At 68.4% G+C, this 24,116-nt stretch carries 22 protein-coding genes and 1 pseudogene; 2 read left to right on the top strand and 21 right to left on the bottom strand.

From position 1 onward, the window contains the following. Positions 1 to 3 precede the first annotated feature (3 nt). From G495_RS0104930 to G495_RS0104875, 15 genes and pseudogenes are all read right to left on the bottom strand, one after another. Positions 4 to 1,431 carry a bifunctional class I SAM-dependent methyltransferase/glycosyltransferase family 2 protein gene (locus G495_RS0104930; protein WP_028586890.1) on the bottom strand — a complete coding sequence of 476 codons (1,428 nt, stop codon included), beginning with the start codon at positions 1,429 to 1,431 and terminating at the stop codon, positions 4 to 6. A gap of 101 nt (positions 1,432 to 1,532) precedes the next feature. Then, positions 1,533 to 3,842, bottom strand: coding sequence for an SF1B family DNA helicase RecD2 (gene recD2 / locus G495_RS22385; protein ID WP_028586889.1), 2,310 nt, complete (start codon positions 3,840 to 3,842; stop codon positions 1,533 to 1,535). 37 nt (positions 3,843 to 3,879) lie between these two features. Further along, a complete protein-coding gene (recR, locus tag G495_RS0104920; RefSeq protein WP_028586888.1) occupies positions 3,880 to 4,485 on the bottom strand; it encodes a recombination mediator RecR in 606 nt (201 codons plus the stop codon). A 9-nt stretch (positions 4,486 to 4,494) separates the two neighbouring features. After that, positions 4,495 to 4,806, bottom strand: coding sequence for a YbaB/EbfC family nucleoid-associated protein (locus G495_RS0104915; protein WP_028586887.1), 312 nt, complete (start codon positions 4,804 to 4,806; stop codon positions 4,495 to 4,497). 42 nt (positions 4,807 to 4,848) lie between these two features. Then, positions 4,849 to 6,834, bottom strand: coding sequence for a DNA polymerase III subunit gamma/tau (gene dnaX / locus G495_RS0104910; protein WP_028586886.1), 1,986 nt, complete (start codon positions 6,832 to 6,834; stop codon positions 4,849 to 4,851). 57 nt (positions 6,835 to 6,891) lie between these two features. Beyond that, on the bottom strand, positions 6,892 to 7,815 hold the full coding sequence (locus tag G495_RS0104905) for a branched-chain amino acid transaminase (RefSeq protein WP_028586885.1): 924 nt from the start codon (positions 7,813 to 7,815) through the stop codon (positions 6,892 to 6,894). 335 nt (positions 7,816 to 8,150) lie between these two features. Then, positions 8,151 to 8,297, bottom strand: a pseudogene (locus G495_RS22935) (Txe/YoeB family addiction module toxin); the annotation flags it as partial. 28 nt (positions 8,298 to 8,325) lie between these two features. Beyond that, a complete protein-coding gene (gene der / locus G495_RS17710; RefSeq protein ID WP_084457857.1) occupies positions 8,326 to 10,038 on the bottom strand; it encodes a ribosome biogenesis GTPase Der in 1,713 nt (570 codons plus the stop codon). A gap of 143 nt (positions 10,039 to 10,181) precedes the next feature. Next, entirely contained in the window at positions 10,182 to 10,712 is a 531-nt protein-coding gene (locus G495_RS21615; RefSeq protein ID WP_156939580.1) for a hypothetical protein, read from the bottom strand. Then, on the bottom strand, positions 10,687 to 11,565 hold the full coding sequence (locus tag G495_RS20915; RefSeq protein ID WP_084457856.1) for a DUF4747 family protein: 879 nt from the start codon (positions 11,563 to 11,565) through the stop codon (positions 10,687 to 10,689). Before G495_RS20915 ends, G495_RS21615 begins: the two co-directional genes overlap by 26 nt. A 79-nt stretch (positions 11,566 to 11,644) precedes the next feature. After that, positions 11,645 to 12,697: an S-methyl-5-thioribose-1-phosphate isomerase gene (gene mtnA / locus G495_RS0104895; RefSeq protein ID WP_028586884.1), complete on the bottom strand. Its 1,053-nt coding sequence runs from the start codon at positions 12,695 to 12,697 to the stop codon at positions 11,645 to 11,647. A 22-nt stretch (positions 12,698 to 12,719) separates the two neighbouring features. Beyond that, positions 12,720 to 14,150, bottom strand: coding sequence for an Asp-tRNA(Asn)/Glu-tRNA(Gln) amidotransferase subunit GatB (gatB, locus tag G495_RS0104890; RefSeq protein ID WP_028586883.1), 1,431 nt, complete (start codon positions 14,148 to 14,150; stop codon positions 12,720 to 12,722). Between the two features lie 20 nt (positions 14,151 to 14,170). Beyond that, complete coding sequence (locus tag G495_RS0104885; RefSeq protein WP_084457855.1) at positions 14,171 to 14,878, bottom strand: DUF4254 domain-containing protein; 708 nt, start codon at positions 14,876 to 14,878, stop codon at positions 14,171 to 14,173. Next, a complete protein-coding gene (mltA, locus tag G495_RS0104880; RefSeq protein ID WP_028586881.1) occupies positions 14,875 to 16,059 on the bottom strand; it encodes a murein transglycosylase A in 1,185 nt (394 codons plus the stop codon). Before mltA ends, G495_RS0104885 begins: the two co-directional genes overlap by 4 nt. 47 nt (positions 16,060 to 16,106) lie before the next feature. Next, positions 16,107 to 16,943, bottom strand: coding sequence for an NAD(+)/NADH kinase (locus tag G495_RS0104875; RefSeq protein ID WP_028586880.1), 837 nt, complete (start codon positions 16,941 to 16,943; stop codon positions 16,107 to 16,109). Positions 16,944 to 17,148: 205 nt separating this feature from the next. On the opposite strand from G495_RS0104875, the gene G495_RS0104870 reads away from it, so the two are divergent. Both G495_RS0104870 and flgM read left to right on the top strand, forming a co-directional pair. After that, complete coding sequence (locus G495_RS0104870) at positions 17,149 to 17,544, top strand: DVU0524 family FlgM-associated protein (RefSeq protein WP_245588368.1); 396 nt, start codon at positions 17,149 to 17,151, stop codon at positions 17,542 to 17,544. Positions 17,545 to 17,569: 25 nt separating this feature from the next. Continuing rightward, positions 17,570 to 17,872 (top strand): flagellar biosynthesis anti-sigma factor FlgM, encoded by a 303-nt coding sequence (gene flgM, locus G495_RS0104865; protein WP_084457854.1) that lies wholly within the window; start codon positions 17,570 to 17,572, stop codon positions 17,870 to 17,872. Positions 17,873 to 17,908: 36 nt separating this feature from the next. Here flgM and fliW read toward each other — a convergent pair whose 3' ends face one another. The 6 genes from fliW to G495_RS22755 all read right to left on the bottom strand — a co-directional run bounded on the left by fliW (position 17,909) and on the right by G495_RS22755 (position 24,116). Beyond that, positions 17,909 to 18,403 (bottom strand): flagellar assembly protein FliW, encoded by a 495-nt coding sequence (fliW, locus tag G495_RS0104860; protein ID WP_028586877.1) that lies wholly within the window; start codon positions 18,401 to 18,403, stop codon positions 17,909 to 17,911. Continuing rightward, positions 18,385 to 18,618: a carbon storage regulator CsrA gene (gene csrA / locus G495_RS0104855; protein ID WP_028586876.1), complete on the bottom strand. Its 234-nt coding sequence runs from the start codon at positions 18,616 to 18,618 to the stop codon at positions 18,385 to 18,387. The genes fliW and csrA overlap by 19 nt, the downstream gene beginning before the upstream one ends. An 82-nt stretch (positions 18,619 to 18,700) precedes the next feature. Next, positions 18,701 to 20,230, bottom strand: a complete 1,530-nt coding sequence (flgL, locus tag G495_RS0104850) for a flagellar hook-associated protein FlgL (RefSeq protein WP_028586875.1) — start codon at positions 20,228 to 20,230, stop codon at positions 18,701 to 18,703. Between the two features lie 11 nt (positions 20,231 to 20,241). Beyond that, positions 20,242 to 22,362 (bottom strand): flagellar hook-associated protein FlgK, encoded by a 2,121-nt coding sequence (gene flgK, locus G495_RS0104845; RefSeq protein ID WP_028586874.1) that lies wholly within the window; start codon positions 22,360 to 22,362, stop codon positions 20,242 to 20,244. After that, the gene (locus tag G495_RS0104840; RefSeq protein ID WP_028586873.1) at positions 22,363 to 22,839 is read right to left on the bottom strand and encodes a flagellar protein FlgN; all 477 of its coding nucleotides are present in this window, start codon (positions 22,837 to 22,839) and stop codon (positions 22,363 to 22,365) included. A 5-nt stretch (positions 22,840 to 22,844) separates the two neighbouring features. Continuing rightward, positions 22,845 to 24,116 carry a peptidoglycan DD-metalloendopeptidase family protein gene (locus tag G495_RS22755; RefSeq protein WP_051445074.1) on the bottom strand — a complete coding sequence of 424 codons (1,272 nt, stop codon included), beginning with the start codon at positions 24,114 to 24,116 and terminating at the stop codon, positions 22,845 to 22,847.

Raw genomic sequence — 24,116 nt, 5'->3', positions numbered from 1 at the left:
GGCCTAGACGAACTTGAGCTTGCGCATGGCGAACCAGCACATGCGCAGCAGGAGCAACCCGTGGCGGAAGCGGCTGATCTGGGTTTCGCCGTATTCGCGGGCCCGGTAGCGGATGGGCACCTCGACGATCTTCAGGTTCAGCTTGGAGGCCCCGAAGAGCAGGTCGAAGTCGCCGAAGGGGTCGAAGTCGCCGAAATAGGCCCGCCCGGCCACCAGCCGCTCGTAGTCCTTGCGCGAGAGCACCTTGGTGCCGCACAGGGTGTCCTTGAGGCGCTGGTTGAGCAGCCAGGAGAAGGCCAGGCTGAAGAACTTGTTGCCCAGCAGGTTCAAGAAGCGCATGGCCTCGTCCTGCATGGGGTAGACCAACCGCGTGCCGTTGATGAACTCGCCCTTGCCCGAGGCGATGGCCCGGTAGAACTTGGGCAGGTCTTCGGGAGGCATGGTCAGGTCGGCGTCCAGGATCATCAGCACGTCGCCGCTGGCGGCGGCGAAGCCCTTGCGCACGGCGTCGCCCTTGCCCTTGCCGTCCTGGACCAGGAACTTGATGTCCTTGTCGGGGTTGGCGGCCATGACCCGGCGGATCTCCTCGGGGGTGCCGTCCTGGGAGTGGCCGTCCACGAAAATGATCTCGGTGTGGCTGCCCAGCTCGGGGGTGCGGCGCACGGCGGGCTCGATATTGCCGCGCTCGTTGCGGCAGGGGATGAGCACCGTCACGCTCAGGTCGTCGTCCACCTCGGCGCGCTCGCGCATGCGGGCCACCACCCAGTCGGACAGGCACAGGCGGTTGACCAGCGGCAGGCTGCCCAGGGCCTCGGCCAGGGGCGAAAGCAGCGGCACGCGCCTGGGCAACAGCAGCTTGCGGTCGGTCTTCACGGTCTCGAAGTCCGCCAGGTACAGCAGGTTCTTGATGTCCAGGGGCGAGAGCCAGTTGCCCATGCGCTGGGGCATCTTGGCGCCCACGCGCTCGGCCAGCTCCAGCAGCGGCTCCCACAGGAAATTGTAGTAGCCGACGATGACGCGCGTTTCGGGGGTGCAAAAGGGGCGCAGGTTCTCGAAGCAGGCCTGCACGTCCTCCAGGTGGCCCACCAGGTCGGAGACCACGATGAAGTCGAAGGTGCCCTCCACCCCGCAGGCCGCAAGGTTCTCGGCGTCGCCGGTGAGGAAGGTCAGCCCCGGAAAGGCTTCGGCGGCCAACTCCGTCATGCGCGGCGAGAGGTCCACGCCCACGCCCAGGGACGGCTCCAGGGCCGCCAGCAGCTCGCCCGTGCCGCAGCCCAGCTCCAGCACGCGCCGCCCCGGGGGCACGACGAAGCGCAGGTAGGCGGCCTGGGCGTCGTAGTAGGCGGCGTTTTTCGCCCGCCACATGCGCCGCTCGGGGGCCAGGGCGTCGAACGTCTCGCGGATCTTCTGCTTGTAGGCGGAAAGCTGCATGGTCGGGGTCCTCTCTGGGTGCGCGTCCTTGTGGCGTGGCCCGGGTCATACCCCAACCCCGGGCCGATGCCAAGACGCCGCGATGCGCCAGGCGCGAAGGGCTAGTGGTTGAAGGCCGCCTGGAGGCGGTATTGCAGGTGGGTGTTGCGCTTGCGGCTGGTGGCCCGGGCCAGGCCGATGGACATGGCCCGCGCGGGGCCGATGAGCACGGCCAGCCGCCGGGCGCGGGTCAGGCCCGTATAGATCAGGTTGCGTTCGAGCATGATGTAGTGCTGCGGCACCACGGGCATAATCACCGCCGGGTACTCGCTGCCCTGGGACTTGTGCACCGACACGGCGTAGGCCGGGGCCAGCTCGTCCAGCTCGTGGGCCTCGTAGGGCACCTCGCGGCCGTCGAACTCCACCACCAGCTCGCCCTCGGCGGGGTCCACCGCCGCGATCCAGCCCAGGTCGCCGTTGAACACGTCCTTGTCGTAGTCGTTGCGCAGCTGGAGCACGCGGTCGCCCTGGCGGAAGACGGTCTCGCCGCGCCGCAGCTCGCGGCCCACGGGGTTCAGTCGTTCCTGGAGCAGGCGGTTCAGGGCCTGGGTGCCCAGGGGACCCTTGTGGATGGGCGTGAGCACCTGGATGTCGCGGCGCGGGTCCAGCCCGTAGGCCTTGGGGATGCGCTCGGTGGCCAGATGCAGGATGTAGTCGCGGATGTCGCCGGGGTCCGAACGGCGGACCCAGAAGAAGTCGTCCGCCGGGCCCGGGGGCTCGTTGTTCTCGGGCAGCTGGCCCGCGTTGATGCGGTGGGCGTTGGTGACGATAAGGCTCTCGCGGGCCTGGCGGAAGATGCGCGTGAGCACGGCGTGGGGCACGGCCTGGCTGGCCAGGATATCGCCCAGGATATTGCCCGGGCCCACGGAAGGCAGCTGGTTCACGTCGCCGATGAGCACCAGGCGGCAGGTCAGGGGCAGGGCCCGCAGCAGCGCCAGGAACAGCGCCTCGTCGAGCATGGAGGCCTCGTCCACCACCACGGCGGCGGCCTCGATCTTGTTGTCCTCCCCCAGCTGGAAGCCGCCCTCGGGGGAGTATTGCAGCAGCCGGTGCAAGGTGGAGGCCGTGTGGCCGGTGGCCTCGGCCAGGCGCTTGGCGGCCCGGCCCGTGGGCGCGGCCAGCTTGACCTTGAACTTCAGCGCCGCCAGCACGTTGACCAGGGTGCGGGTGATGGTCGTCTTGCCCGTGCCCGGCCCGCCGGTAATGACGAAGACCTTGTTCTCGCACCCGGCCAGCACGGCCTGGCGCTGCTCGGCGGACAACTCCACCTGCGCCGCGGCCTCGATGCCGGGTATGACCCTGCGGATGGCCGCCAGGTCCATGGGCGTGGGGTGCTCGATCAGGTGGTACAGGCGCTTGGCCGTCTCGGTCTCGTGGCGGTAGAAATGCATGAGGAACACCGCGCGCGGCACGCCCTGGGCCGAAAGGTCCTCCACCACCACGCGCTTGCGGTGCTCCAGGGCAGCCACGGCGGCGCGCACATGGTCCGGGCCCGGGCCGCCTTCCGCGTCGGCGTACTGCGGGTCGGCGTCGTAGTCCACCCCGGCCCAGGGCGGCGGGCCGTCGGGGTCGGCAGGGTCCGGCGAGCCCTCGGGCCCGCCAGCACCCGGCCCGGCCAGCACGCGCTCCCAGCCCGCCAGCAGCTCCAGCACATGGCGCACCAGCTCGTCCTCGGGCAGGAACAGGTGGCCCTTCTCGCTGGCGGCGAACAGGGCATAAATCACCCCGGCCTCCACGCGCTGGGGCGCATCGGGCGAAAAACCCAGGCGCAGGGCCATGCCGTCGGCGGTGCGAAAGCCCACGCCGCGAATCTCGTAGGCCAGCTCGTAGGGGTTCTCGCGCAGCTTGGCCTCAGCCCCGCTGCCGTAGCGCTGCCAGATGCGCGCCGCGTGGGTGGGCGACACCTGATGCGACTGCAAAAAGATCATCAGGTTGCGCACCTCGTGCTGCCCGGCCCACGACTCGCGGATGGCCGCGAGCTTCTTGCGGCCCAGGCCCTCGACCTCCAGCAGCCGTTCGGGTTCCTGGTCGAGCACGTCGAGCACGGCGGCGCCGAAGTGGTCCACCAGCCGCGCGGCCAGCACGGGGCCGATGCCGCGCACGTTGCCCGAGGCGAGGTAGCGGCGGATGCCGTTGATGGTGGCGGGCATGGCCTGCTGGGCCACATGGACTTCGAACTGGCGCCCGAACTTGGGGTGCTCCACCCACTGGCCGGTGAGGTCAAGCATCTCGCCGGGGCGCACCTGGGCCATGGTGCCGACCACGGTCACGTCGCCCACCTCGCCCCGCGCGCGGACCCGGGCCACGGTATAGCCGTTGGCCGGGTTGTGGTAGACCACGCTTTTGACTTCGGCCTTCAGGGTTTCGGGCATGGCCCCGCCTTGGTGCGATGCGCCGGACGCACGGCGCTCAGAGGTCCTGGCGGAACCGCAGCGACTGGCGCAGGGTCTCGCGGTCCACGAACTTGACCTCGGCGCCCAGGGGGATGCCCTGGGCCAGGCGGCTGACGCGCATCCCGGGGTGCGCGCGGGCCACGAGATCCTTGATGAAGCTGGCGGTGGTCTCGGCCTCCAGGGTCGTGCCCAGGGCCAGGATGACCTCCGCCACCCGGCCCTCGGCCAGCCGCGCCCGCAGCCGGGGCACCTCCAGGTTCTGGGAGGTGACGTTCTCCAGCGGAGCCAGCAGGCCGCCCAGCACGAGGTAGCGGCCCTTGTAGAACCCGCCGTCCTCGATGGCCAGCAGGCTGTCCCACTCGGCCACGACCATGAGCTGCGAACCGTCGCGGGCCGGGTCGGAGCAGATGCAGCAGGGGTTGCAGTCCGACAGGCTGGCGCAGCGCTCGCAGAAGAACAGCCGCTCGCGCAGTTCCAGGATGCTCTGGCCCAGGGCCTGGGCCTTGGGCAGGGGCCATTTGAGCAGCTCCAGGGCCGCCCGCAGGGCCGACTTGGGGCCCAGGCCGGGCAGCCGCGAGAGCTGGTCCACCACCGCCCGGAGCGGCTCGGGAAGTTGCTGCACGCAGGGCTCCTAGAACAGGCCGGGGATGTTGACGCCGCCGGTGATGGCCTTCATCTCGGTCTCGGCGGTCTCCTTGCCCTTCTTCACGGCCTCGTTGACGGCGGCCAGCACCAGGTCCTGAAGCATTTCCACGTCCTGCGGGTCCACACAGGCCGGGTCGATGCGGATGGCCTTGATCTCGCCCGCGCAGGTGGCCCTGACGCTGACCATGCCACCCCCGGCGGCGGCCTCCACCTCGCGGTCCTTGAGCTCCGCCTGGAGCTTCTCCATCTTCTTCTGCATCATCTGCGCCTGGCGCATCAAATCGTTCATGCCACGCATGGGCTTGTCTCCGGTGCTTTTCGTGTCGGGGAAGGGAATCCGTCAGCCATTGCCCTCATCCGCCGGGCGGGCGTCCACGAATCCGGCGTCGAAGGCCTGCATCACGGACTGGACCAGGGGATGGGCCCGGGCCCGGGCCTCCAGCTCCTTGTGCGTCGCCTGCTGGCGCTCGGGCACATGGAAGCCGATGGCCGTGTCCGGACCGAAATATTCGCCCACCAGGGCCGTCAGGGCCGCGAAAGCCTCGCCGCGGCGGATCTGGGTGCAGTGCATCTGGTTCTGGCACTCCAGGGTCAGGGTGCCCTCCTCGAAGCGCGCCCCGGCCTGCATCAGGCCGTTGATGCCCCGGCCCGTGGCCTCCTGCACGGCGCGGGCGAACTCCTTGAAGCCTTCCCAGGTGCGCGGGCCCCCGGGCAGGGGCACGCCGTGGCCAGCCACCGTGGGCGGGGCCGCGCGGCGCGCGGCGCGCGGCGGCGCCGGGTCGTGGGGCTCTTCGGGCGCCGGAGGCTGCGGGTCGGCAAACGCCGAAGCGGGCCCGGCCACCTCGGCGCGCCAGGCGTCGGGGTCCGGCTCCGGGTCGGAGTCCGGGGCAGGCCCGGGCTCCGGCTCGGGCTCCGGGCCAGGCTCCGGGCCAAGCTCCGGGGTGGCGGAGGCGACGGGAACGTCCTGCGGGGCACGGGCCGGGGCACGGGCCGGGGCGGGGGCCGCAGCAGCGGGGGCGGCGTCAGGGTCCGCGTCGTCGGCCTCGGCGTCTTCCGGGGCGCTGGCGGCGGACGCCGCGCCCCCGGCCTCGCGGCCCCGGGCGGCGGCGCGCGGCGCGCCTGCGGGCCGGGGCGGGGCCTGGGGCGCCGGGCCGCCCTGCCCTGCCGGGGCTCCGGGCGCGGGCGGCGCCGCCGGGGCCGCGCCGGTGCGGGCGACATCGCCCAGGGGCAACAGCCGGGGCAGGCAGGCCAGGTTGAGCAGCAGCAGCTCCAGGGCCAGGGCGGGCTCCAGGCTGCCCTTGACCCGCTGCTGGCCCTCCAGGGTCAACTGCCAGCAGGCGTGGACGTGGGCGGGGTCGAAGCGCCGGGTCCATTCCAGCCACTGCGGGGCCTCGTCGGCGGAAATATCCAGCACCCCCAGGGCCGCCTCGCCCGACTGCCCCAGCAGGAACAGCGTGCGCCAGCACTCGGTCAGCTCGCGCAGGAAGAAGCCCAGGTCCAGCCCCTGGTCAAGGATCTCGCGCAGGATGGTGGACACCCCCAGGCAGTCGCGCCCGTGGATGGCCGCCAGCAGGCGGAACATGATCTCGCGCCCGGCCAGGCCCAGGACCTGGCGCACGTCGGCGCTGGTCAGCTTTTCTCCGCCCAGGGCCAGCACCTGCCCCAGCAGCGACATGGCGTCGCGCACGCTGCCCGCCCCGCGCCGGGCCAGCAGGGCCACGGCGTCGGCGTCGAAGGCCAGATGCTCGGCGTCCAGCAGGAAGGTCAGGTGCGCTTCGATTTCCTTCTGTCCCAGGCGCTGGAAGGTGTAGTGCTGGCAGCGGCTGATGATGGTGGCCGGAAACTTGTGCGGCTCCGTCGTGGCCATGATGAAGGTGGCGTGGGCCGGGGGCTCTTCCAGGGTCTTGAGCAGGGCGTTGAAGGCGCCCTTGGAGAGCATGTGCGCCTCGTCGATGATGAAGACCTTGTAGCGGCAGTCGATGGGCGCGAAGCCCACGTCCTCCTTGAGGGAGCGCACGTTGTCCACGCCGGTGTGCGAGGCGCCGTCGATCTCCATCACGTCCACGGCGGCACCGGCCTGGATCTGGCGGCAATGGGCGCACTGGTTGCAGGGCTCGGCGGCGGGGCCGCGCTCGCAGTTGAGCGCCTTGGCGAAGATGCGCGCGATGGTCGTCTTGCCCACGCCGCGCGTGCCGCTGAACAGATAAGCCGGGGCCACGGCGCCCGTGGCCGCCGCGCGCGAGAGGATGGACTTGATGACCGCTTGCCCGGCGACTTCGGAAAAGCGCTGGGGGCGGTACTTGTGGGTCAGGTGGGTCTGGCTCATGGGGCGCCTTGCCCCGCGCCGGGCCCGGGCGGGGCAAGGCGCGGGGCGGATGCGGGTCTAGATGTCGTACTTGTCGAGCCAGGCGTCGTACTTGGGGTTCTCGCCCTTGACGATCTTGAAGTACTCGCGCTGGATGTGCTTGGCCACGGCGCCGGCCTTGCCCTCGCCGATGGTCCTGCGGTCCACCTCGCGGATGGGCGTGACCTCGGCGGCGGTGCCGCAGAAGAAGGCCTCGTCGGCGCTGTAGAGCTCGTCGCGGGTGAAGCGCTCCTCGATCACCTCGTAGCCCAGGTCGCGGGCCAGGGCGATGAGGGTGTTGCGGGTCAGCCCGTCGAGGATCGAGGTCAGCGGCGTGGTCTTGATCCGCCCGCCGCGCACGATGAAGATGTTCTCGCCCGAGGCCTCGGACACATAGCCCTCGGTGTCGAGCATCAATGCCTCGTGGTAGCCGTCGGCCAGGGCCTCGCGCTTGGCGAGGATGGAATTGCAGTAGTTGCCCACGGTCTTGGCCTTGGTCATCATCACGTTGACGTGGTGGCGGGTGAAGGTCGAGGTCTTCACGCGGATGCCCTTCTCCAGGGCTTCGTCGCCCAGGTAGGCGCCCCAGGGCCAGGTGGCGATGATGGTCTGGATGGGGTTGTCGCCGGGGAACACGCCCATGGCGCCCGCGCCGATGAAGGACAGGGGCCGGATGTAGCCCTCGGCCAGCTTGTTGGCCTTGAGGGTGGCGATGACCGCGTCGCAGATTTCCGCCTCGGTGAAGGGAATCTTCATCTCCATGATCTTCGCCGAATTGAAATGGCGGTGGATGTGCTCCTTCAGGCGGTAGACGGCGGAGCCGCCCCCGGTGAGCCTGTAGGCGCGGATGCCCTCGAACACGCCGCACCCGTAGTGCAGGGTGTGGGTCAGGACGTGGACCTGGGCCTGGTCCCACGGCACGAGCTTGCCGTCGAACCAGATGCTTTCGGCTTTCTGGACCATGGTGAGACTCCCTCGGGGGTGCAAAAGGTTGAGCGCCAAGGCGGCCCGGGCCCGCCCCGGACAGAGCGCGGCGCGGGCGCGACACGGGCGCCGCGCGGGCGCGGTGTGACAGGCGAAGGTAAGAAAAACCCCGGGCGAGGTCAAGGCGCCAAGGCGACGACGGGCGCCCGCGCGCCGGGCCCCGGCTCGCAGCCGCGCCAATCCACCGGCCCGGGGGGCGCCGGGCACCGCGCGCGGGACACCGGACGCCACTGGCGATGTGGGCGTGACCCTCTACCGGGGCACCTTGCGCCCGCGCGCCGGGCACCGGCCAGGGGGCCGGGGCGCGGGGCGAATCAGTAATGATAGCGGCATTGCAGCACGACCAGGGTGTCCGCCGCGCCGTCGAATGTGTACACCAGCCGGTGTTCGTGGTCGATGCGCCGCGACCAGCAGCCCGCGAGGTCGAAGCGCAGGGCCTCGGGCTTGCCCAGGCCCTCGAAGGGCGCACGCGCCCCGGGCGCGAGCGCCCTACCCGCGCCCGCCTTTGGCGCCGCCCTTGCCCGCTCCGGCCTTGCGCGCGCCGGATTTGCCGCCGCCGGGCTTGCGGGCGATGCCCTTGGCCGGGGCGCGGCCCTTGGGCTTGGCGGGCCGGGGGGCGTCGCCCTTGCCCCTGCCCTTGGGGGCCTCGCCCTTGCCCTTGCCCTTGGGAGCTTCAGCCTTGCCCTTGGGGGCTCCCGCCTTGCCCTTGGGGGCCTCGGGCTTGCCTTTGCCCTTGGGGGTGGGCGCCGGGGCGCCCTGCTCCGCCGGGGCCTCGGCCTTGGGCGCGGGGCCGAGCTTGGTGGACTTCTGGCGCGGCTTGGCCGGGCGCCGGGGCTCGGGGGCCGGGCGCCGGGGCTTGGTCGTCGGGGCGGGCTTCTTGTCGTGGCTGGCGCGGAAATGCACGGCCATGGGCGCCATGGTCAGGCCCACGAGCTTGCGCAGCTGCTTTTCCAGGTAGCGCTGGTACGACTCCTTGACCAGCTCGGGGTCGTTGACGAAGAACACGAAGGTCGGCGGCAGGGTCCCGGCCTGGGTCAGGTAGTAGAACTTGGCCCGGCGGCGCTTGATGAGCGGCGGCTGATGGCGGTCGATGGCTTCCTGCATGATGCGGTTCAGCTCGCCGGTGCCCACGCGCAGGGAGCATTCGGCCCAGATCTTCTCGGCCAGGGGCAGCAGCCCGCCCAGGCCCGCGCGGGTCAGGGCGCTGGTGTAGACGATGGGCACGTGCCCGACCATGGACAGCTCCTTGGCGTAGTGCTCGCGCAGGGCGGCCATGGCGTCCTTGGGCAGCAGGTCGGTCTTGTTCACGGCCACGATGAAGGGCGTCTTCTCGCGGTCCAGGAATTCGATAAGCCGCTTGTCCTGGTGCGAGAGGGCTTCCAGCCCGTCCACCACCAGCACGGCCACCTCGGCCTTGGCGCTGCTTTTGAGACTCTTGAGCACCGAGAAGCGTTCCAGTTCGTCCTCGATACGCGTGCGGCGCCGGACCCCGGCGGTGTCCACGAAGGTGTAGGTACGCCCGCCGCGCTCGAAGGTCACGTCCACGCTGTCGCGGGTGGTGCCCGCTTCGGAGGAGACGATGAGCCGCCGCTCGCCCAGGATGGCGTTGATGATGGACGACTTGCCCGCGTTGGGCCGCCCGAGCATGGCGACGCGCAGGCCCCGGGCCTCGGGGTCCACCTCGGGCTCGACGGAGGCGATGCCGTGCTCGTCCAGGAAGCGCTCCAGGCGCTCCAACAGCCCGGGCACGCCGTGGCCGTGCTCGGCGCTGACGCAGACCATCTCCAGGCCCAGGGAGTGGAACTCGGCGGCCACGCTCTCCTGCTCGCGGCCATCGACCTTATTGGCCACCAGCAGCACGGGCCGCCCGCTCTGGCGCAGGTCGCGCGCCACCTGGGCGTCCACGGGGGTCACGCCCTCACGGGCGTCCACCACGAAAAGCACGGCCTGGGCCTCGGCCAGGGCCTCGGCGGCCTGCTCCTCGATGGCCCGCTCGATGTCCACGTTGGACTCAGGCACGAGCCCCCCGGTGTCCACCAGGGTGAAGGGCCGCCCCTCCTGGGGCCGCACCACGCCATGGATACGGTCGCGCGTGACCCCGGGCATGTCGTGGGTGATGGCCTTGTTGCGGCGCAAAAGGCGGTTGAACAGCGTGGACTTGCCGACGTTGGGCCGTCCGATGAGAGCGATGGTTGCGAGCATGAGTGTCCGTATAGCGCAGATTTGCAGGGAGTGGAACAGGAAGGAAAGGCCGCCCCAAGTGAATTACACTTGGGGCGGTCGGGAAGCATACTCTGTTTCTTAAACTAAATCAAACAGAAACATACAAGATCAGATCATGTATTTTATTTTTTCGGGAGGTTATCATACATCCGAGACATAAAAAAGATTGAAAGAGTAGCGGATATACCAAGCAAAATAGAATAAATAAACATCAGTGTTCCCAAAAAATTCAACACTGGATTCGCTAAGTTAGCGGAAGAGCAGCAGACAGAAAATAAAAGGGTAATTATTTGAACTAAAACAAAATGCGCCATTGTCGCACTAATCCGCAGATAGGGAGAAGAAGTCCCGTCAGAACATTTCCCTCGGACGGCGTCTTGGAAACGTCTATCACCAAAAGCCAACATGACTGCGTAACCACCGAGCGAAAACCCTATTAGATCGGGCAAAACAGAAAGTGCTTGGTTGTACCATACCCATTCATTCGACCTAAAAAAACAAACAAGCAGCGCAAATAGCACGGATAGAACCAAGTATGGAGACTCAACAAAGTCTTTAACCCCGCCATAGGCGCTCCAATAGCTCTTAACTTCTGTTTTTAAAGACTCCCACTGGTCCAATTTTTTATTATTTCCCATCTCCAGGACGACCACCCTTCAGTCTAGACACAAGCGAATTCGCCAACTCACCAAAAGCGTTCCAATAGGTACCGACATCGACATATTTGGACGCTTTCAGAGGATAATCTTTCGTCGACATAACAACGCGCTTATGGCTCTCATCCCTCCCAGACACAGTAGCAAATCCGTTTTGACTTGCTATTTTCATTTTTGCATCAATCTCTTTATCCACTTTTAAATCCATTCCAGACAGCGCCGTATACGTTTGTTCAGTCGAACCCAAATCCATTTCTCTATATCGTCTCAATATATCTTCCTCCAAGAGCGAAGGCACGTCCCCATTGGGCATCGAAAACTTAATGTAAATCTTCCTTTTATTCGGAACAGCAAGGATTTTATCTATCGCATCATGCTCTGGCTCTATTGTTACATTAACAGGACCGAACTCATTGGCAATAAATGGATCGCTAAATATCCCCATCAAACCCTTCAAGAATCCACCGGGCGAGATATTTCGAACATCAAACACAACTCTATGCCCGTCTAACATAAATATAAAGTTGACCTGTTTCAAGTTAGGGCCAATGCCTTCCCTCACTTGAGGAACAGGCTGTCCTTTTTCATTCAAAATTGCTTTTCGATTGCGCGAATCCCACCAAGGAGAACCGGGATCAATATAAGTAAACCTAGCAAAAGCACCTGAAACCACAGCATCATGTGAAGCGTAATAATCAAGCATCAACCGCGAATCACCACCTATTTTACCTGCAATAGGTTTTTCTTTCGAAATCACAGCTTCAATCAATTGGAAATAGCGTTCAGGACTATGAGGTGGTTCAAGCGTAACATTGGCCACGGCAACAGTAAGCTTTTTCTTTTTAGCCATAGCGCCCTCCCCGTACTGGGCCTTAAAAATTTAAAAAACTATACGCCACTACGCCCCTCGTGTCACGCAATAGTACAAACTATTCAGCGCCAAATGCCTTGAGGATGCTCTCCCCGTACGGCGGCCGCAAAATCCCCACCTCGGTGATGATGCCCGCGATGAGCGCCGCCGGGGTCGGGTCGAAGGCCATGTTGTAGACCTCCACCCCGTCGGGCACGATCTGCGTGGCGCCTACGTGGGTCACTTCGCGCGGGGTGCGGTCCTCGATGGGGATGGCGTCGCCGTCGGGGGTGGCGGGGTCGATGGTGGACAGCGGGGCCGCCACGTAGAACGGCACGCCGAAATGCTGCGCCAGGATGGCCACGCCCAGGGTGCCGATCTTGTTGGCCGCGTCGCCGTTGGCCGCGATGCGGTCCGCGCCGACCACGACCTTCTGGACCAGGCCCTTTTTCATCAGCAGGGCGCAGGCGTTGTCGCAGGCGACCTTGACGGGGATGCCGTCCTTGGCCAGCTCCCAGGCCGTGAGCCGCGCGCCCTGGAGGAAGGGCCGCGTCTCGTTGGCGATGACGCGGATGTTGCGCTTGCCCGCGTCCCACGCGCCGCGGATGACGCCCAGGGCCGTGCCGTAGTCCGCCGTGGCCAGGGCGCCCGCGTTGCAGTGGGTCATCACCGTGTCGCCGTCGTCGATGACCGCGGCGCCCACGGCGCCCAGGCGGCGGCAGAAGCGCTTGTCCTCGTCGTGAATTTCCTTGGCCAGGGCCAGCCAGGAGGCGCACAGGGCGTCCAGGCCCTGCTCCGGGCCCCAGGCCGCGCGCATGCGCCGCACGGCCCAGGCCAGGTTCACCGCCGTGGGCCGGGCGTTTTCCAGGTCCGTCAGCAGGGCGTCCAGGCACGGGCGCCAGTCCTCTTCCGCCGGGCCCGCCGTGGCCCCGGCCTCGCGCGCCGCCAGCCAGCAGCCGTAGGCCGCCGTCACGCCGATGGCCGGGGCCCCGCGCACGACCATGGTTTGCAGGGCGTAGATGGTGCTGGCCGTGTCCGTGCAGTAGAACCAGTCCTCACGCACGGGGAGAAAGCGCTGGTCCAGCAGTTCCAGGCGGCCCTGGGCGTCGTCGAAGCGGATATGCCAATCCACGGGAACCTCGGTGCGGTTGGGGTCAGCCCAGGCGGGCGGCCAGAATCTCGTTCAGCAGCTTGGCGTTGGCCTGGCCCTTGGTGGCGCGCATGATCTGGCCCACGAAAAAGCCCATCAGCTTGGTCTTGCCCGCGCGGTAGGCCTCGACCTCCGCCGGGTTGGCGGCCAGCACGGCGTCCACGGCGGCCTCCAGGGCCCCGCTGTCCGACACCTGGGCCAGGCCGTGCTCGCGGGCGTAGGCCTCGGGGTCGCCGCCCGCGCTGAACAGCGCCGCGAACATGTCGCGCCCGCTCTTCTGGCTCACGGCGCCCTGCTCCACCATGCGCACGATGGCCGCGAAGCCCTCGGGAGCCAGGGCGCAGTCGGCCACGGTGGCCCCGGTGTCGTTCAGGCGGCGCAGCATCTCGGAGAGCATCCAGTTGGCGACCTTGCGCGGCTCGGCGTAGGCCGCCACGGCGGCCTCGAAATAGTCCGACAGGGCGCGCTCGGCGGTCAGCGCGGCGGCGGCCTCGGCGGGCAGGCCCAGGGCGGTCTCGAAGCGCGCCCGCCGCGCGGCGGGCAGCTCGGGCAGGGCCGCGCCCAGGGCGTCGATCATGGCCTGGGGAATCTCCACCGGCAACAGGTCCGGGTCGGGATAATAGCGGTAGTCGTGGGCCTCCTCCTTGCCGCGCATGGCGTGGGTCACGCCCTTGTCGGCGTCGAACAGCCGCGTCTGCTGCACCACGGCCCCGCCGTCGGCCAGCAGGTCTTCCTGGCGGGCGATCTCGTAGGCGATGGCCCGGCGCACGTTGCGAAAGGAGTTCATGTTCTTGAGCTCCGTGCGCGTGCCCAGCTCCTGCTGCCCCACGGGGCGGATGGAGACGTTGGCATCGCAGCGGAAGGAACCCTCCTCCATGTTGCCGTCGCAGATGCCCAGCCAGGTCACGATGCCGTGCAGGGCGCGCAGGTAGGCCTCGGCCTCCTCGGGGCTGCGCATGTCCGGCTCGCTGACGATCTCGATGAGCGGGGTGCCCGCGCGGTTCAGGTCCACGAAGGAGGCGTTGTCGGCCTGGGAGTGGATGCTCTTGCCCGCGTCGTTCTCCATGTGGATGCGCGTGATGCCCACGGTCCTCGGCCCGGCGCCCGCGTCGATGGTCACGGCGCCGCCCTCGGCCAGGGGCAGGTCGAACTGCGATATCTGGTAGCCCAGGGGCAGGTCGGGGTAGAAATAGTTCTTGCGCGCGAAAACGTTGCGGTTGTTCACGCGGCAGCCCACGGCCAGGGCCATGGTGGCGGCCAGCTCCACGGCCCGGGCGTTGAGCACGGGCAGCGTGCCGGGCATGCCGGTGCACACCGGGCAGACGTTGGTGTTCGGCTCCTGGCCGAAGCGCGTGGAGCAGGCGCAAAAGAGCTTGGACTCGGTGCGCAACTGGGCGTGGACTTCCAGGCCGATGACGGCTTCGTAGACGGGCATGGCGGCGCTTCCTTGCCGCCCTAGGCGCCCCGGCGGGCGTACAGGGCGGGGTTCAGGGCGGGGTCGTTGTACATCTTGAACTGGTAATAGACCTTGGGCCTGCGCAGGCCCCGGGCGTAGTCGTCCAGAAGCTCCAGCACGGCCCGGGCCAGGTCGTCGCGCTGCTCGTGCAGTACGGCCAGCTTGCGGGCGCAGGCCTCGCGGTGGGCTGCGTCCGCGTCCTCGCGCCGGGCCTGCTCGTCCATGTGGAAGATCTTCAGGGCGATGATGGACAGCCGGTCCAGGGCCATGCCCACGGTCTCGGTGTTGTGGCGCGCCGGGGTTCCCTCGGGGATGAATGGTGTTACCAAAGCCACGAGGCAGGCGTCCACCCTTTCGATGAGGTCGTTGCGGCGCTGGTTCAGGCCGTCGATGCGCCGCTTGCAGTGGGCGATGACCTCGGGGCCCACGTCGGTGCGCCGGGCCTCGTCCTCCACATGCCACAGCCGGAAGTTGGCCAGATGCTGCCCGGCGGCCAGGGCGCGCAGCACGGCGAGGTCCGCCGCCGGGGCGGGCTCGGCGCCGGGCCCGGCGTCGGGCGGTTCAAAGCTGTGCCAGTCGGCCACCAGCGGGCCCTGGGCGTCGATGAGCGCCCGCACGCAGGCCGTGAGCGTGGCAAAGTCCGCCGCCGGGCCCGGGCCGGGGGCGCAGGCGGCGCAGGGCGTGGAGCCAGGGGAAGTCGGGGTCATGGCAGCACCTCGCGGCTGACGAGCAGATGGACGGTGGCCGGGTCCTTGATGTGCCCGGCCAGGAATTCCACCTCGGGGCCGTCGCCGCAGTAGTAGTCGAGCCGGTGGCCCTTGATGGCGCCGCCGGTATCCTGGGCCAGGGCCAGCCCGGCCACGCGCAGGGCCGGGCCGCCGGGGGCCTCGGGCGGCAGCGTGGCCTCCAGGGCCAGCACCGCGCCCAGGGGCACGAGCCCCGGGTCTGTAGCCACGCTCACGCGCGGCGTCAACAGTTTGCCCATGGCCCCGTAGGGCCCGGAGTCGCCCAGGCGGAAGAAGACGTAGCTCGGGTTGGTGCCCAGCAGCTCGGGCACCTGCTCCGGGTGCGCCGCGAGGTACTCGCGGATGACCTTCATGCTCATGCCCTGGGCGGGCGCCAGCCCGCGCTCGATGAGCACCTTGCCCAGGCTCACGTACTGGTGGCCGTTCTTGCCGTCGTAGAGCACGTGGCGCACGCTGCCGTCGGGCAGGCGCAGGATGCCCGAGCCCTGGATGTGCAGGAAGAACACGTCCACGGGGTCGTGGACCCAGGCCAGCTCCAGGCCGCGCCCGGCCAGGGCCCCGCCCTGGTCGATGGCCGCGCGCGCGGGCAGCGGCGCCACCCGCCCGTCCACGATGCGGTAGGTCAGGCGCTGCCCGGCCCAGCGCGGGTGGAACTGCCCGAGGTCCACCTCCTGAAGCTCCGGCGGGCGGGCGTAGAGCGGATGGATGTGGCGCTCGTCGGCCACGGGGCTGGCGTCCAGGTGCGGGGCGTAGTAGCCGGTCATGAGCGGCTGGGGCCCCAGGCGCAGCCAGACGAAGCGCCGGGCCAGCAGCCCGGGGTCGGCGTCCAGCTCGGGCAGGCTGGCCAGCAGGGTTTCCAGGGTCCGGCCCAGGTCGCCCCAGGTCAGGGCCAGCTCGTCCTGGCGCACAACCACTGCGTCCTGCGGCTTAACGCGCACGTAGCCCAGGCTGCGCTCCAGGGCCGGGGCCAGCTCCGTCCAGGAGCCCAGGCCCTGGGAGGCGGGCGACAGGCCCAGCGCCGCGCTGCGCGCGGTGCCGTCGCCCAGGCGGGTCCAGGTCCGGGTCGGGGCCGGGGCGCAGGCGGCCAGGGCCGCCAGCAGGGCGACGAGCCCGAGGATCGTGGCGGTGCGGCGCAGGGTCATGGGTCCATCCGGGTGTTGCGGTTTGGCGGGAGCCGGGCCGGGCGCGGCTATTCGATGATGCCCTTGGCCCGCAGGCGCGAGACGTAGGTGGTCAGCCCGGCGTCCACGAGCTTCAGGCCCGCCGGGGCGCGGCGCACGAAGACCTCGTCCCCGGCGGCCAGGGCCACGACGCCCTGCCCGTCCAGGGTCAGGAAGGCCTCGGTGCCCGCGTCCTCGACGACCACGCGCAGCTCCGCCGTGCCGGGCAGAACCATGGGTTTGAAATTGCTCAAGAAGGCACAGATGGGCGTCACGGTGAAGACATCCAGCCCCGGGTGGACGATGGGCCCGCCCGAGGAAATGGAATAGGCCGTGGAGCCCGTGGGCGTGGCCAGCACCAGCCCGTCGGCCCGCAGCCGCCCCAGGTCTTCGCCGTCCAGGGCCAGGGCCAGGTGCAGCAGCCGGGCCAGGGCGCCCCGGTTGACCACCAGATCGTTGACCACGGCCCCCGAGGCCACGGGCTGCCCGGCGCGGCGCACCTCCCAGGCCAGGCCCAGGCGCTCGCACCAGCGCACGCCCTGCTCCAGCACCCGGGCCAGGGGCTCCTGCCAGCCATCGGCGGGCAGCTCGGTGAGAAACCCCAGGCGCCCGAGGTTCAGCCCGAGCAGCGGCGCGCGCCCGGCCACCTCGCGGGCCACGCTGATCATCGTCCCGTCGCCGCCCAGCACCAGCACGAGGTCGCAGCCGTCCACGGGCAGGCCCGGGCCGCCGCCCGCCCCGTGCTCGGCCACGCGCGCGGCCACGCCCCTGGCGCGCAGCCAGCCGGCGATGGTTCCGGCCAGGGCCGGGGCCTGGGGGTGCCCGGCCTTGGTGACGAGCAGGACGTTGCGGGGTATCGTGGTCATGGGCCTTTTTCTCTAGCCCATGGCGGGGCGCAATTCAAGGAACTTCACGCCCCGCGGGGGGGCAGGCGGCCGGATGACGGCTGGCTCCAGAGGCTTTTGGCCAACGCACCCCGGGGCGGAAATATTGCTTGCGCACCCTAAAGAAACCCGCCGCCCCAACCGATAAGCATCGTGAGAGGGAACCGTTTTGAGTGCAGCACGCCCGTTGGAAACGCAGAGGATGCTCCGGACCTACGCTCGCCAGCTCACGAGCGCGCGCCGCCTGGCGCGATTTCGGCGCTCCCTGCCCGGGGCCGACGACGAGGCGACCGTCTCGCGCCAGGTCAAGCGGCGGCTGCTCGTGGAACAGGTTTCCCGCGAAATCGTCGAAAACCTTGTAGTCACCGGGAGTGAAAACCAGACCGTCCAGTCCATCCTGACAGCCCTGGACAGCGAATTCGGGGAGCAGCTCCAATTCCAATATCCGCCCGCTGCGATTGACCTGCAAGTGTTCAGGATGACGGACCAGGGGCCCGTGGAAGTCACGGGGCCAGAAAAACAGACCGTGTTCAAGCGGCTGTGGGAGATCACCCTCGAAAAGGTGGACGACACGATGCTCTGAGGAATCGGGGCAGGGGAGAACACCGATGGCAATGGAAATCACGGGGCTCATCGGCAGCCTCAAGGGCTACGGGCGGGTGGATCGGCCCGAACCTGCAACGCGCAAGGACAAGGGCTCCAGGCCCTCGTCCGGACAGGGCGACTCCGTCAGCCTGTCCGGCGAGGCCAAGCTCTTCGGCAGCGCCATGAGCGCCGCCCAGCAGACGCCCGAGGTGCGCCGCCAGAAGGTCGAGGATCTCAAGGCTCTCGTGGAATCGGGCCAGTACCAGCCCGATATCCGCAAGACTGCCGCCAAGCTCGTCGAAGAGGACCTGGAACTGCTGCTGTAGCCGGGCCCGGCCCGGCCACGGCTTTGCGGAAGCCGCCTAGCCCCCCGCCTCGCTGGCCAGGGGCTCGGCGGTTTCCTGCTGTCTGACCATGCTGCCCACCAGGAACCGGCTGGGATGCTTGGAATCCACCTGCGGCACCTGCAAGCCGATGCGCGCCTCGTGGTTGACCAGGATGGGCCCCATGAGGTTCAGCGCCGTCTCTTCGGGCCGGCCCTTGGGGATGCTCACCGTGACCAGCACCGCCAGCTGGCGGATGTTGTCCAGCCGCAGGATTTTCTGTTCCGCCGTGCCCAGCTTGACGTTGTAGTCGGTGATGAAACAGAAGGGATCGGCCACCATGAGGCCCAGCTCCGGGCGGGTCAGGCTCTGCAGGATGAGGAAGGGGGAGTCCTGGCGCAATTGCAGCAGGGTGAACTCCTTGCAGTCCTCGAAGCCGATGAGCCCGCGGGGAAAGCGGATCGTGCGGGCCATGTCCACAGCCAGATTGCCCAGGCGGGTCTGCACCGTCTGCGTTACTTCTCTTTTTGCCATAACTGTGTCGCCGCCAGGAGATCCTGGTCCGTGAGTTGAAGGGCCAGCTTGTTCTGCTCCTGCACGCGCAGGTAGACCTCCTCCCGGTACACGGGCATGTCGTCGGGCACTTCCAGCCCGATCTTGATCTGCTTGCCCTGTACCGAGAGCACCGTGAGTTTTATGTCGTCGCCGAGGTAGATGCTCTCCCCGGGCCGCCTTGTCAGTATGAGCATCGCGCGTCCGTCGCCTTCCTGCTGTTTCGCCCCCGCGTCCCTGCGGAGGATTGTTGCGCCCGCGTCCTGCGGGCGCGCCGCCCTAGATGAAGTTCGCCAGACTCAGGCGCATGACCATGGACGAGGACCGCAGCACGGTCTCGTAGACGATCTGCTGGTTGGCGAGCTTGGTCATGAGTTCGCTCAGGTCCGCGTCCTCCACCTCGGACATGCGTTCCTTCGCGTTGAGCTGCATGGTTTCCAGAACGCCGTCGGCCACCACCAGCCTGTTCTCCGACGCGCCCACCCGGGCCGCGTGGTTCATCAGGTGCTGCCCGATGGGCGTGATGGCCGCCAGGACCTCCTGGCAGCCCTGCTGGTTGTTGGTTTCCAGGTAGGCCACCAGCTTGCCGATCTCGTCGAACATGTTCACGCCCGCAGGCAGGCCGGGGGCCAGGGTCTTCTGCCCGGTCGCGGGGTCGGCGTAGATGCCGCCGAAGATGTCCTTGCCGATGTTGTTGATCTGGATGCTCTCGCCCGGGGCGATCTCCAGGCTGATCTTGGCTGTGCGCGGGCGGATGACGAACTGCTCGCCTGCGGTCAGGGCGTTGCCGCCGCCGGAGTCGGACAGGGTCAGGGTGCCGCCGGGCACCACCAGGGTCAGGTTGTTCGGGTCGGCCGAGCCGTCGGTGGACAGGCCGGTGACCCAGTTGGCCCCGCCGTCCAGGCTGTAGGAATAGCGCACCGGGTTGCCGCCCAGGGTGGTGGTGTTGTCGATGCGCACGGTGATGTTCTTCTCGAACAGGCCGCTGGCCGTGGCGTTCAGGGTGCTGGGCCCGAGCTTGTCCACGCTCAGGGCGTCGTTGTCGTCGCCCTGGTAGATGGCCGTGGGCCGGACCCAGAGCCAGGTGCCGTTGCCCGCGCTGCCGCTCACGGTGGGGTCGTGCTGGGTCACGGCCACCCCGGCCTCCAGGCCAAGCTGCACCCCGCCCAGGTTGAGCTGGGTGGCGCCTGCGGCCAGGGTGCCGTTGGTGAAGGTCTTGCCGCCGTCGGCGGAGTATTCGTAGGTCAGGGCATCGGTGCCCACGGTGCCCGCCGAGGTGAAGCGCACCAGCACCGTCTTTTCCGCGGCGCCGGTGATGGTGAAGGCCGTGCCCGCCGTGGAGCCGTCGTTGTCGCTGAGCCACAGGGCCTTCTCGTAGGCCTTGGTGTCGGTCTTGTGGCCCGAGAAAATGTACTTGTCCTCGTACTGGGTGTTGGCCAGCACGATGAGCTCCTCGTAAAGCTGGCGGCCCTCGTAGCTGATCTGCTCGCGGTTGTCGGCGCTCACGGTGCCCGTGGCGGCCTGCTCGGCCAGCTCGCGCATGCGGGTCAGGATCTCCTCCATGCGCGTCAGCTTGTTGTCGGCCAGCCCCAGCCAGCCCTTGGCCGTGCTCACGTTCTCGCGGTACTGCCCCAGGGAGGCCAGGGTGTCGCGGTGGCCGAGCACGCGGGCCATGCCCACGGGGTTGTCCGAGGGCTTGTTGATGACCTTCTGGGTGGCGGCCTGGATGTTCAGGTCCATCAGGTCCGACAGGGTGCCGTTCAGGTTCCCGATGAACAGGTTGAAGCGGTTGGAATGGGTGACGCGCATCGGTGCTCCCCCTAGTTCTTGATGGCCAGAAGCGTCTGGAGCATGCGGTCCGCCGCCGAGATGAGCTTGGCCGCCGCCGTGTAGGAATGCTGGAACTTGATGAGGTTGCTCATCTCCTCGTCCAGGCTCACGCCCGCCGTCTCCTGCTGGCGCGACTCCAGGTCCGCAGCCAGGGCCGCATTGTACTGGTAGTTGAACTTGGCCGAGGAGGTGTCGCCGCCCACGGTGGTCACGATACTGTTGAAATACTTGGCCAGGGTCTGGCTGGTGGGCCTCTCGGTGTGGACGTTGATGAGCACGGCCTTGTCCTTGAGCTCGGCGATGGCCTTGGCCGCCGTGTTGTCGCCCACGTTGATCTCGCCCGCGCCGTTGACGTGGCCCGAGGCGATGAAGTCCAGGTCGGACTTGACCATGGTGGTCAGTTCCATATCCAGGGCCGTGGTGCCCTCGAAGAACGTGTTCATGCCCAGCGCCGCCGCCAGGCCCGAGGTGTCCGTGCCGAAGGCGAACTCGTAGCCGCTGTTGGCCGACAGTTGCAGGCGGTTGTTGACGATGCTGGCGGTGACGAAGGTGCCCCAGGTACCGTTGACGGCGTCGCGCACGTCCTGCAGGGAGTGCACCGAGGGGTCGAACATGGCCCCGCCGCCGAAGTCCAGCGCGCCGAAGGACGCCCCCGAGGCCAGGGCCCCGCTGCTGGCGTCGTAGAAGAACAGCTGCATGTTGCCCTGCTCCAGGCGGTCGGCCCACACCAGGCCGGAGCTGTTGCTGCCCAGGGGCGCGGTGGTCGAGTCCACGGAGTAGGAGCCGATGATATTGGTGTGGTTCTGGGTGCCCGCGCCCTGGCTGTGCAGGCGGTTGACCTCCCAGATGAACGACTTGGCGAAGCCGTCGAGCTTGTCCACGTAGCTGCCGATGTTCTCGTCGCGGAACTGGAAATAGCCCGCCAGGCTGCCGCCGGTGAGGCGGCGGGTGTTGTCGGCCCCGTTGGCGTACTGCTGCGGGGTGATGTTCATGGCCGTGGAGGTCGTCTTGTACCAGTACAGGCCCTTCTTGGGCACGATGGTGAAGCTGTCGCCCACGACCATGTTCCCGGTGGGGTCGGCGGTGGCGTCGGCCTTGTCGCCGAACCAGATGCTCAGGTCGCCGATGCGCATCCGCCCCTCGTCAGGGCGCGCGGCGAAGTGCAGCTCGTTGCCCTGGTCGTCGGTCATCCAGGTCTTGCCGCCGTCCAGCGACACGCGGAACTGCGCCGCCGAGCCGCCCAGGGCCACGTCGCCGGCCTGGATGACTTCCAGCTTGTACTCGAAATCGTCGCCGCCCTCGAAATAGACGTCGCCGTCGAAGGTCGAGGTGCTGGTCAGCTCCTGGGAGGTCTTGGCGTTCTCGAAGGCCAGGCGGAAGGTCTCCACGCCGTCCACCAGCACGTGCCCGGCCTTGGTCATGACCGTGAAGTTGCCGCCGCCGTTGTCCACGTAGCTCACGTCGAGGTAGCCCGCCATCTCGCGCACGAGCTGGTCGCGCCGGTCGTAGAGGCTGTTGGCGTTGTTCTGCCCGGGCACGTCGGAGGTCTGGATCTGGAGGTTGATCTCGGCGATCTGCTTGATGATGTCGTTGGCCGCGTCCACCTCCTGGGCGATGAACTCGTCCATCTGGACCTGCATGCGGCGCATGTCCTCGGCCACGGTATGGATGGCCGAGAGCAGGGTCTGGGAGTTGCCCAGAAGCGCCTCGCGCGAGGCGTTGAGCTCGGGGTGGGTGGCCAGGTCCTGCCAGTCCTGCCAGAACTGGGCGATGGAGGCGTTGATGCCTGCGGTCTGGCTTTCGTTGAACAGGCTGTCCAGGGCGCGCATGTTCTGGTAGACGGCGTCCCAGCGGCGCTCGCTGGACACCTTGTCCACGTACTGCTGCTCCACGAAGGAGTTGAAATAGCGGAAGACCTCGACGGTCTTGACCCCGGTGCCGATCTGGCCCGGGGTGGTGTTGATGGCGTACTGTTCCTCGAGGCGCACGGCCTGGCGCGCATAGCCGGGCGTGTTGACGTTGGCGATGTTGTTGCCCGCGACGCTGATGGCCGTCTGCGAGGCGAACAGCGCCCCCTTGCCGATGTCGAGGATGGTGTTCAGCCCGGCCATCTACGATCTCCCGCGGAACAGGGCGGCCTCGGGGTGGCTGGAGGACACGCGGCCCCGCTGCGAATACGTTGCGTTGCCCTTGGGCTGGATCTGCTTGTGCATGAAGTCGAGCATGTTGCGGCTCTGCTCGGCCAGGGCCAGGGCCAGGTGGGAGTTCTTCTCGGCCTGCACGGCGCAGCGCTGCTCCAGGGCGTCCACGCGGGCCATGGCCTCGTCCAGGGGCACCCCGGCCTCGCCCAGGGTCTGGCGCAGGTCCTTCAGGGTCCGTGCGCCGGGGTCCAGGGCCCTGACATGGCCGCGCAGGGCCACGCGCTCGGCGGCCAGCTGGCGCAAAAGCTCCTGGATGGAGAACTCGCAGCCCGTCACGGCCTTGGGGTCGCGCCCGGTCAGCAGGGAAAATTCTTCCTCAAGCAGACCGAGGAGCACCATCAGCCCCTTTTCCTGTCGCCCCACGTTCTCCATGAGCCTATCGAGCATCGCCCCTACTCCGACATGCTGGCGGTTGTCCCGGAAAGCCCGGCCTGCAATCGTTCCATGACCTCAAGGGGATTCTCCGCCCTGTCCTCGCGCCTGACTTCGAAGTGCAGGTGGGCATCCGAGGTCCTTCCCGTCGCCCCCAGTTCTGCAATTTTGCTGCCAGCGCTGACCACGTCGCCCTCGGAAACCAGGTTGGCCCGGTTGTGGCCGTAGTAGCTGCGCCATCCGCCGGGGTGCTCGAGCACCACCAGGTTGCCGAAACGGCCCCGCTGTCCGGCAAAAATTACCTTGCCGTCCCAGCAGGCAGCCACGGGGTCGCCCTCGGTCCCGGCGATGTCCAAGCCCGAATGCCACTGCTGGGCGCCGGTGACCGCATCGGTGCGCCAGCCGTAGCCGGAAACGACCTCACCCCGGGCGGGCCAGTGCATGGCGCCGGGGGCCTGGGCCGCGGCCTGGGCCTGCGGCGTGGAAGCGGCCGGGGCCACGGAGGCCGCCGGGGCCACGGGGGCGGCCTGGGGCGCGGCTTCAGGCGCCTGGGCCTGCGGTGCGGAAGCTGCCGGGGCCACGGGGGCGGCCTCGGCCTGGGCCTGCTGCATGGAGGCCGCCGGGGCCTGCTGCGCCGCGTCCTGGGCCACGGCCTGGGCCGGGGCGCCGCCGGTCTCCAGGCGGATGCGCGTGGCCAGGGCCGTCACGCGCTGCATGATCTCCGGCCCGGCGGCCACGGCGTCGCGCAGGGCGGTGTCGGTGTCCAGCAGGGGGTCGAAGCGCGGCTCGACCCTCGGGGCCAGGGGCCGCAGCTGGTCCTGGGCCTCCAGGGGCCGCAGGGCGCCCGCCTCTTCCAGGGACTTCACGTCCGGCTCGCCGTGCAGGGGCATGGGCCCGGAGTGCAGCGGACCCAGGGCCGCGTCGGGGCGGGTGGCCGAGCCGCCCGCCGAGCGCGCCAACTGCTCCTGCAACTCGCGGAAGAGCATGTCGCCCAGGCCGATGCCTCCGGCCCCGGCCATCTTGCGCGACAGCTCCTCGTCGAACATGGAGAGGTAGGCCTCCTCCTCGCGGCTGTGCAGGTAGCCTTCCTGAGGCACGGTCTGGCGCATCTGCTTCCACAGCTGCTGGATGAACATGGCCTCGAAGCCCTGGGTGGCCTCGCGCAGCTTCTGCTCGTCCTTGGCGGCGGGGGCCAGCCCGGAGCGGACCTTGTCCAGGGCCAGCTTGCGCTGGATCTCCTGGGTCCGGGCCTGGTCCAGGGCGGCCTGGGCGTCGATCTTGGGCGACAGCAT

Origin of the sequence: Desulfocurvus vexinensis DSM 17965, from assembly GCF_000519125.1 — a bacterium.
GTDB lineage: Bacteria > Desulfobacterota > Desulfovibrionia > Desulfovibrionales > Desulfovibrionaceae > Desulfocurvus > Desulfocurvus vexinensis.
The sequence above is the reverse complement of the archived record's forward strand: the minus strand, read 5'-3'. Positions and strand labels throughout refer to the sequence as shown.

Coding starts and splice junctions, on each gene's coding strand:
- flgL (WP_028586875.1), bottom strand. CDS start 20,230: ATGCGCGTCACCCATTCCAACCGCTTCAACCTGTTCATCGGGAACCTG.
- G495_RS0104915 (WP_028586887.1), bottom strand. CDS start 4,806: ATGCGTGGCATGAACGATTTGATGCGCCAGGCGCAGATGATGCAGAAG.
- dnaX (WP_028586886.1), bottom strand. CDS start 6,834: ATGAGCCAGACCCACCTGACCCACAAGTACCGCCCCCAGCGCTTTTCC.
- der (WP_084457857.1), bottom strand. CDS start 10,038: ATGCTCGCAACCATCGCTCTCATCGGACGGCCCAACGTCGGCAAGTCC.
- G495_RS0104930 (WP_028586890.1), bottom strand. CDS start 1,431: ATGCAGCTTTCCGCCTACAAGCAGAAGATCCGCGAGACGTTCGACGCC.
- flgM (WP_084457854.1), top strand. CDS start 17,570: ATGGCAATGGAAATCACGGGGCTCATCGGCAGCCTCAAGGGCTACGGG.
- G495_RS0104875 (WP_028586880.1), bottom strand. CDS start 16,943: ATGACCACGATACCCCGCAACGTCCTGCTCGTCACCAAGGCCGGGCAC.
- fliW (WP_028586877.1), bottom strand. CDS start 18,403: ATGGCAAAAAGAGAAGTAACGCAGACGGTGCAGACCCGCCTGGGCAAT.
- flgK (WP_028586874.1), bottom strand. CDS start 22,362: ATGGCCGGGCTGAACACCATCCTCGACATCGGCAAGGGGGCGCTGTTC.
- G495_RS0104885 (WP_084457855.1), bottom strand. CDS start 14,878: ATGACCCCGACTTCCCCTGGCTCCACGCCCTGCGCCGCCTGCGCCCCC.
- gatB (WP_028586883.1), bottom strand. CDS start 14,150: ATGCCCGTCTACGAAGCCGTCATCGGCCTGGAAGTCCACGCCCAGTTG.
- csrA (WP_028586876.1), bottom strand. CDS start 18,618: ATGCTCATACTGACAAGGCGGCCCGGGGAGAGCATCTACCTCGGCGAC.
- G495_RS0104840 (WP_028586873.1), bottom strand. CDS start 22,839: ATGCTCGATAGGCTCATGGAGAACGTGGGGCGACAGGAAAAGGGGCTG.
- mltA (WP_028586881.1), bottom strand. CDS start 16,059: ATGACCCTGCGCCGCACCGCCACGATCCTCGGGCTCGTCGCCCTGCTG.
- G495_RS0104905 (WP_028586885.1), bottom strand. CDS start 7,815: ATGGTCCAGAAAGCCGAAAGCATCTGGTTCGACGGCAAGCTCGTGCCG.
- G495_RS22755 (WP_051445074.1), bottom strand. CDS start 24,116: ATGCTGTCGCCCAAGATCGACGCCCAGGCCGCCCTGGACCAGGCCCGG.
- recD2 (WP_028586889.1), bottom strand. CDS start 3,842: ATGCCCGAAACCCTGAAGGCCGAAGTCAAAAGCGTGGTCTACCACAAC.
- G495_RS20915 (WP_084457856.1), bottom strand. CDS start 11,565: ATGGCTAAAAAGAAAAAGCTTACTGTTGCCGTGGCCAATGTTACGCTT.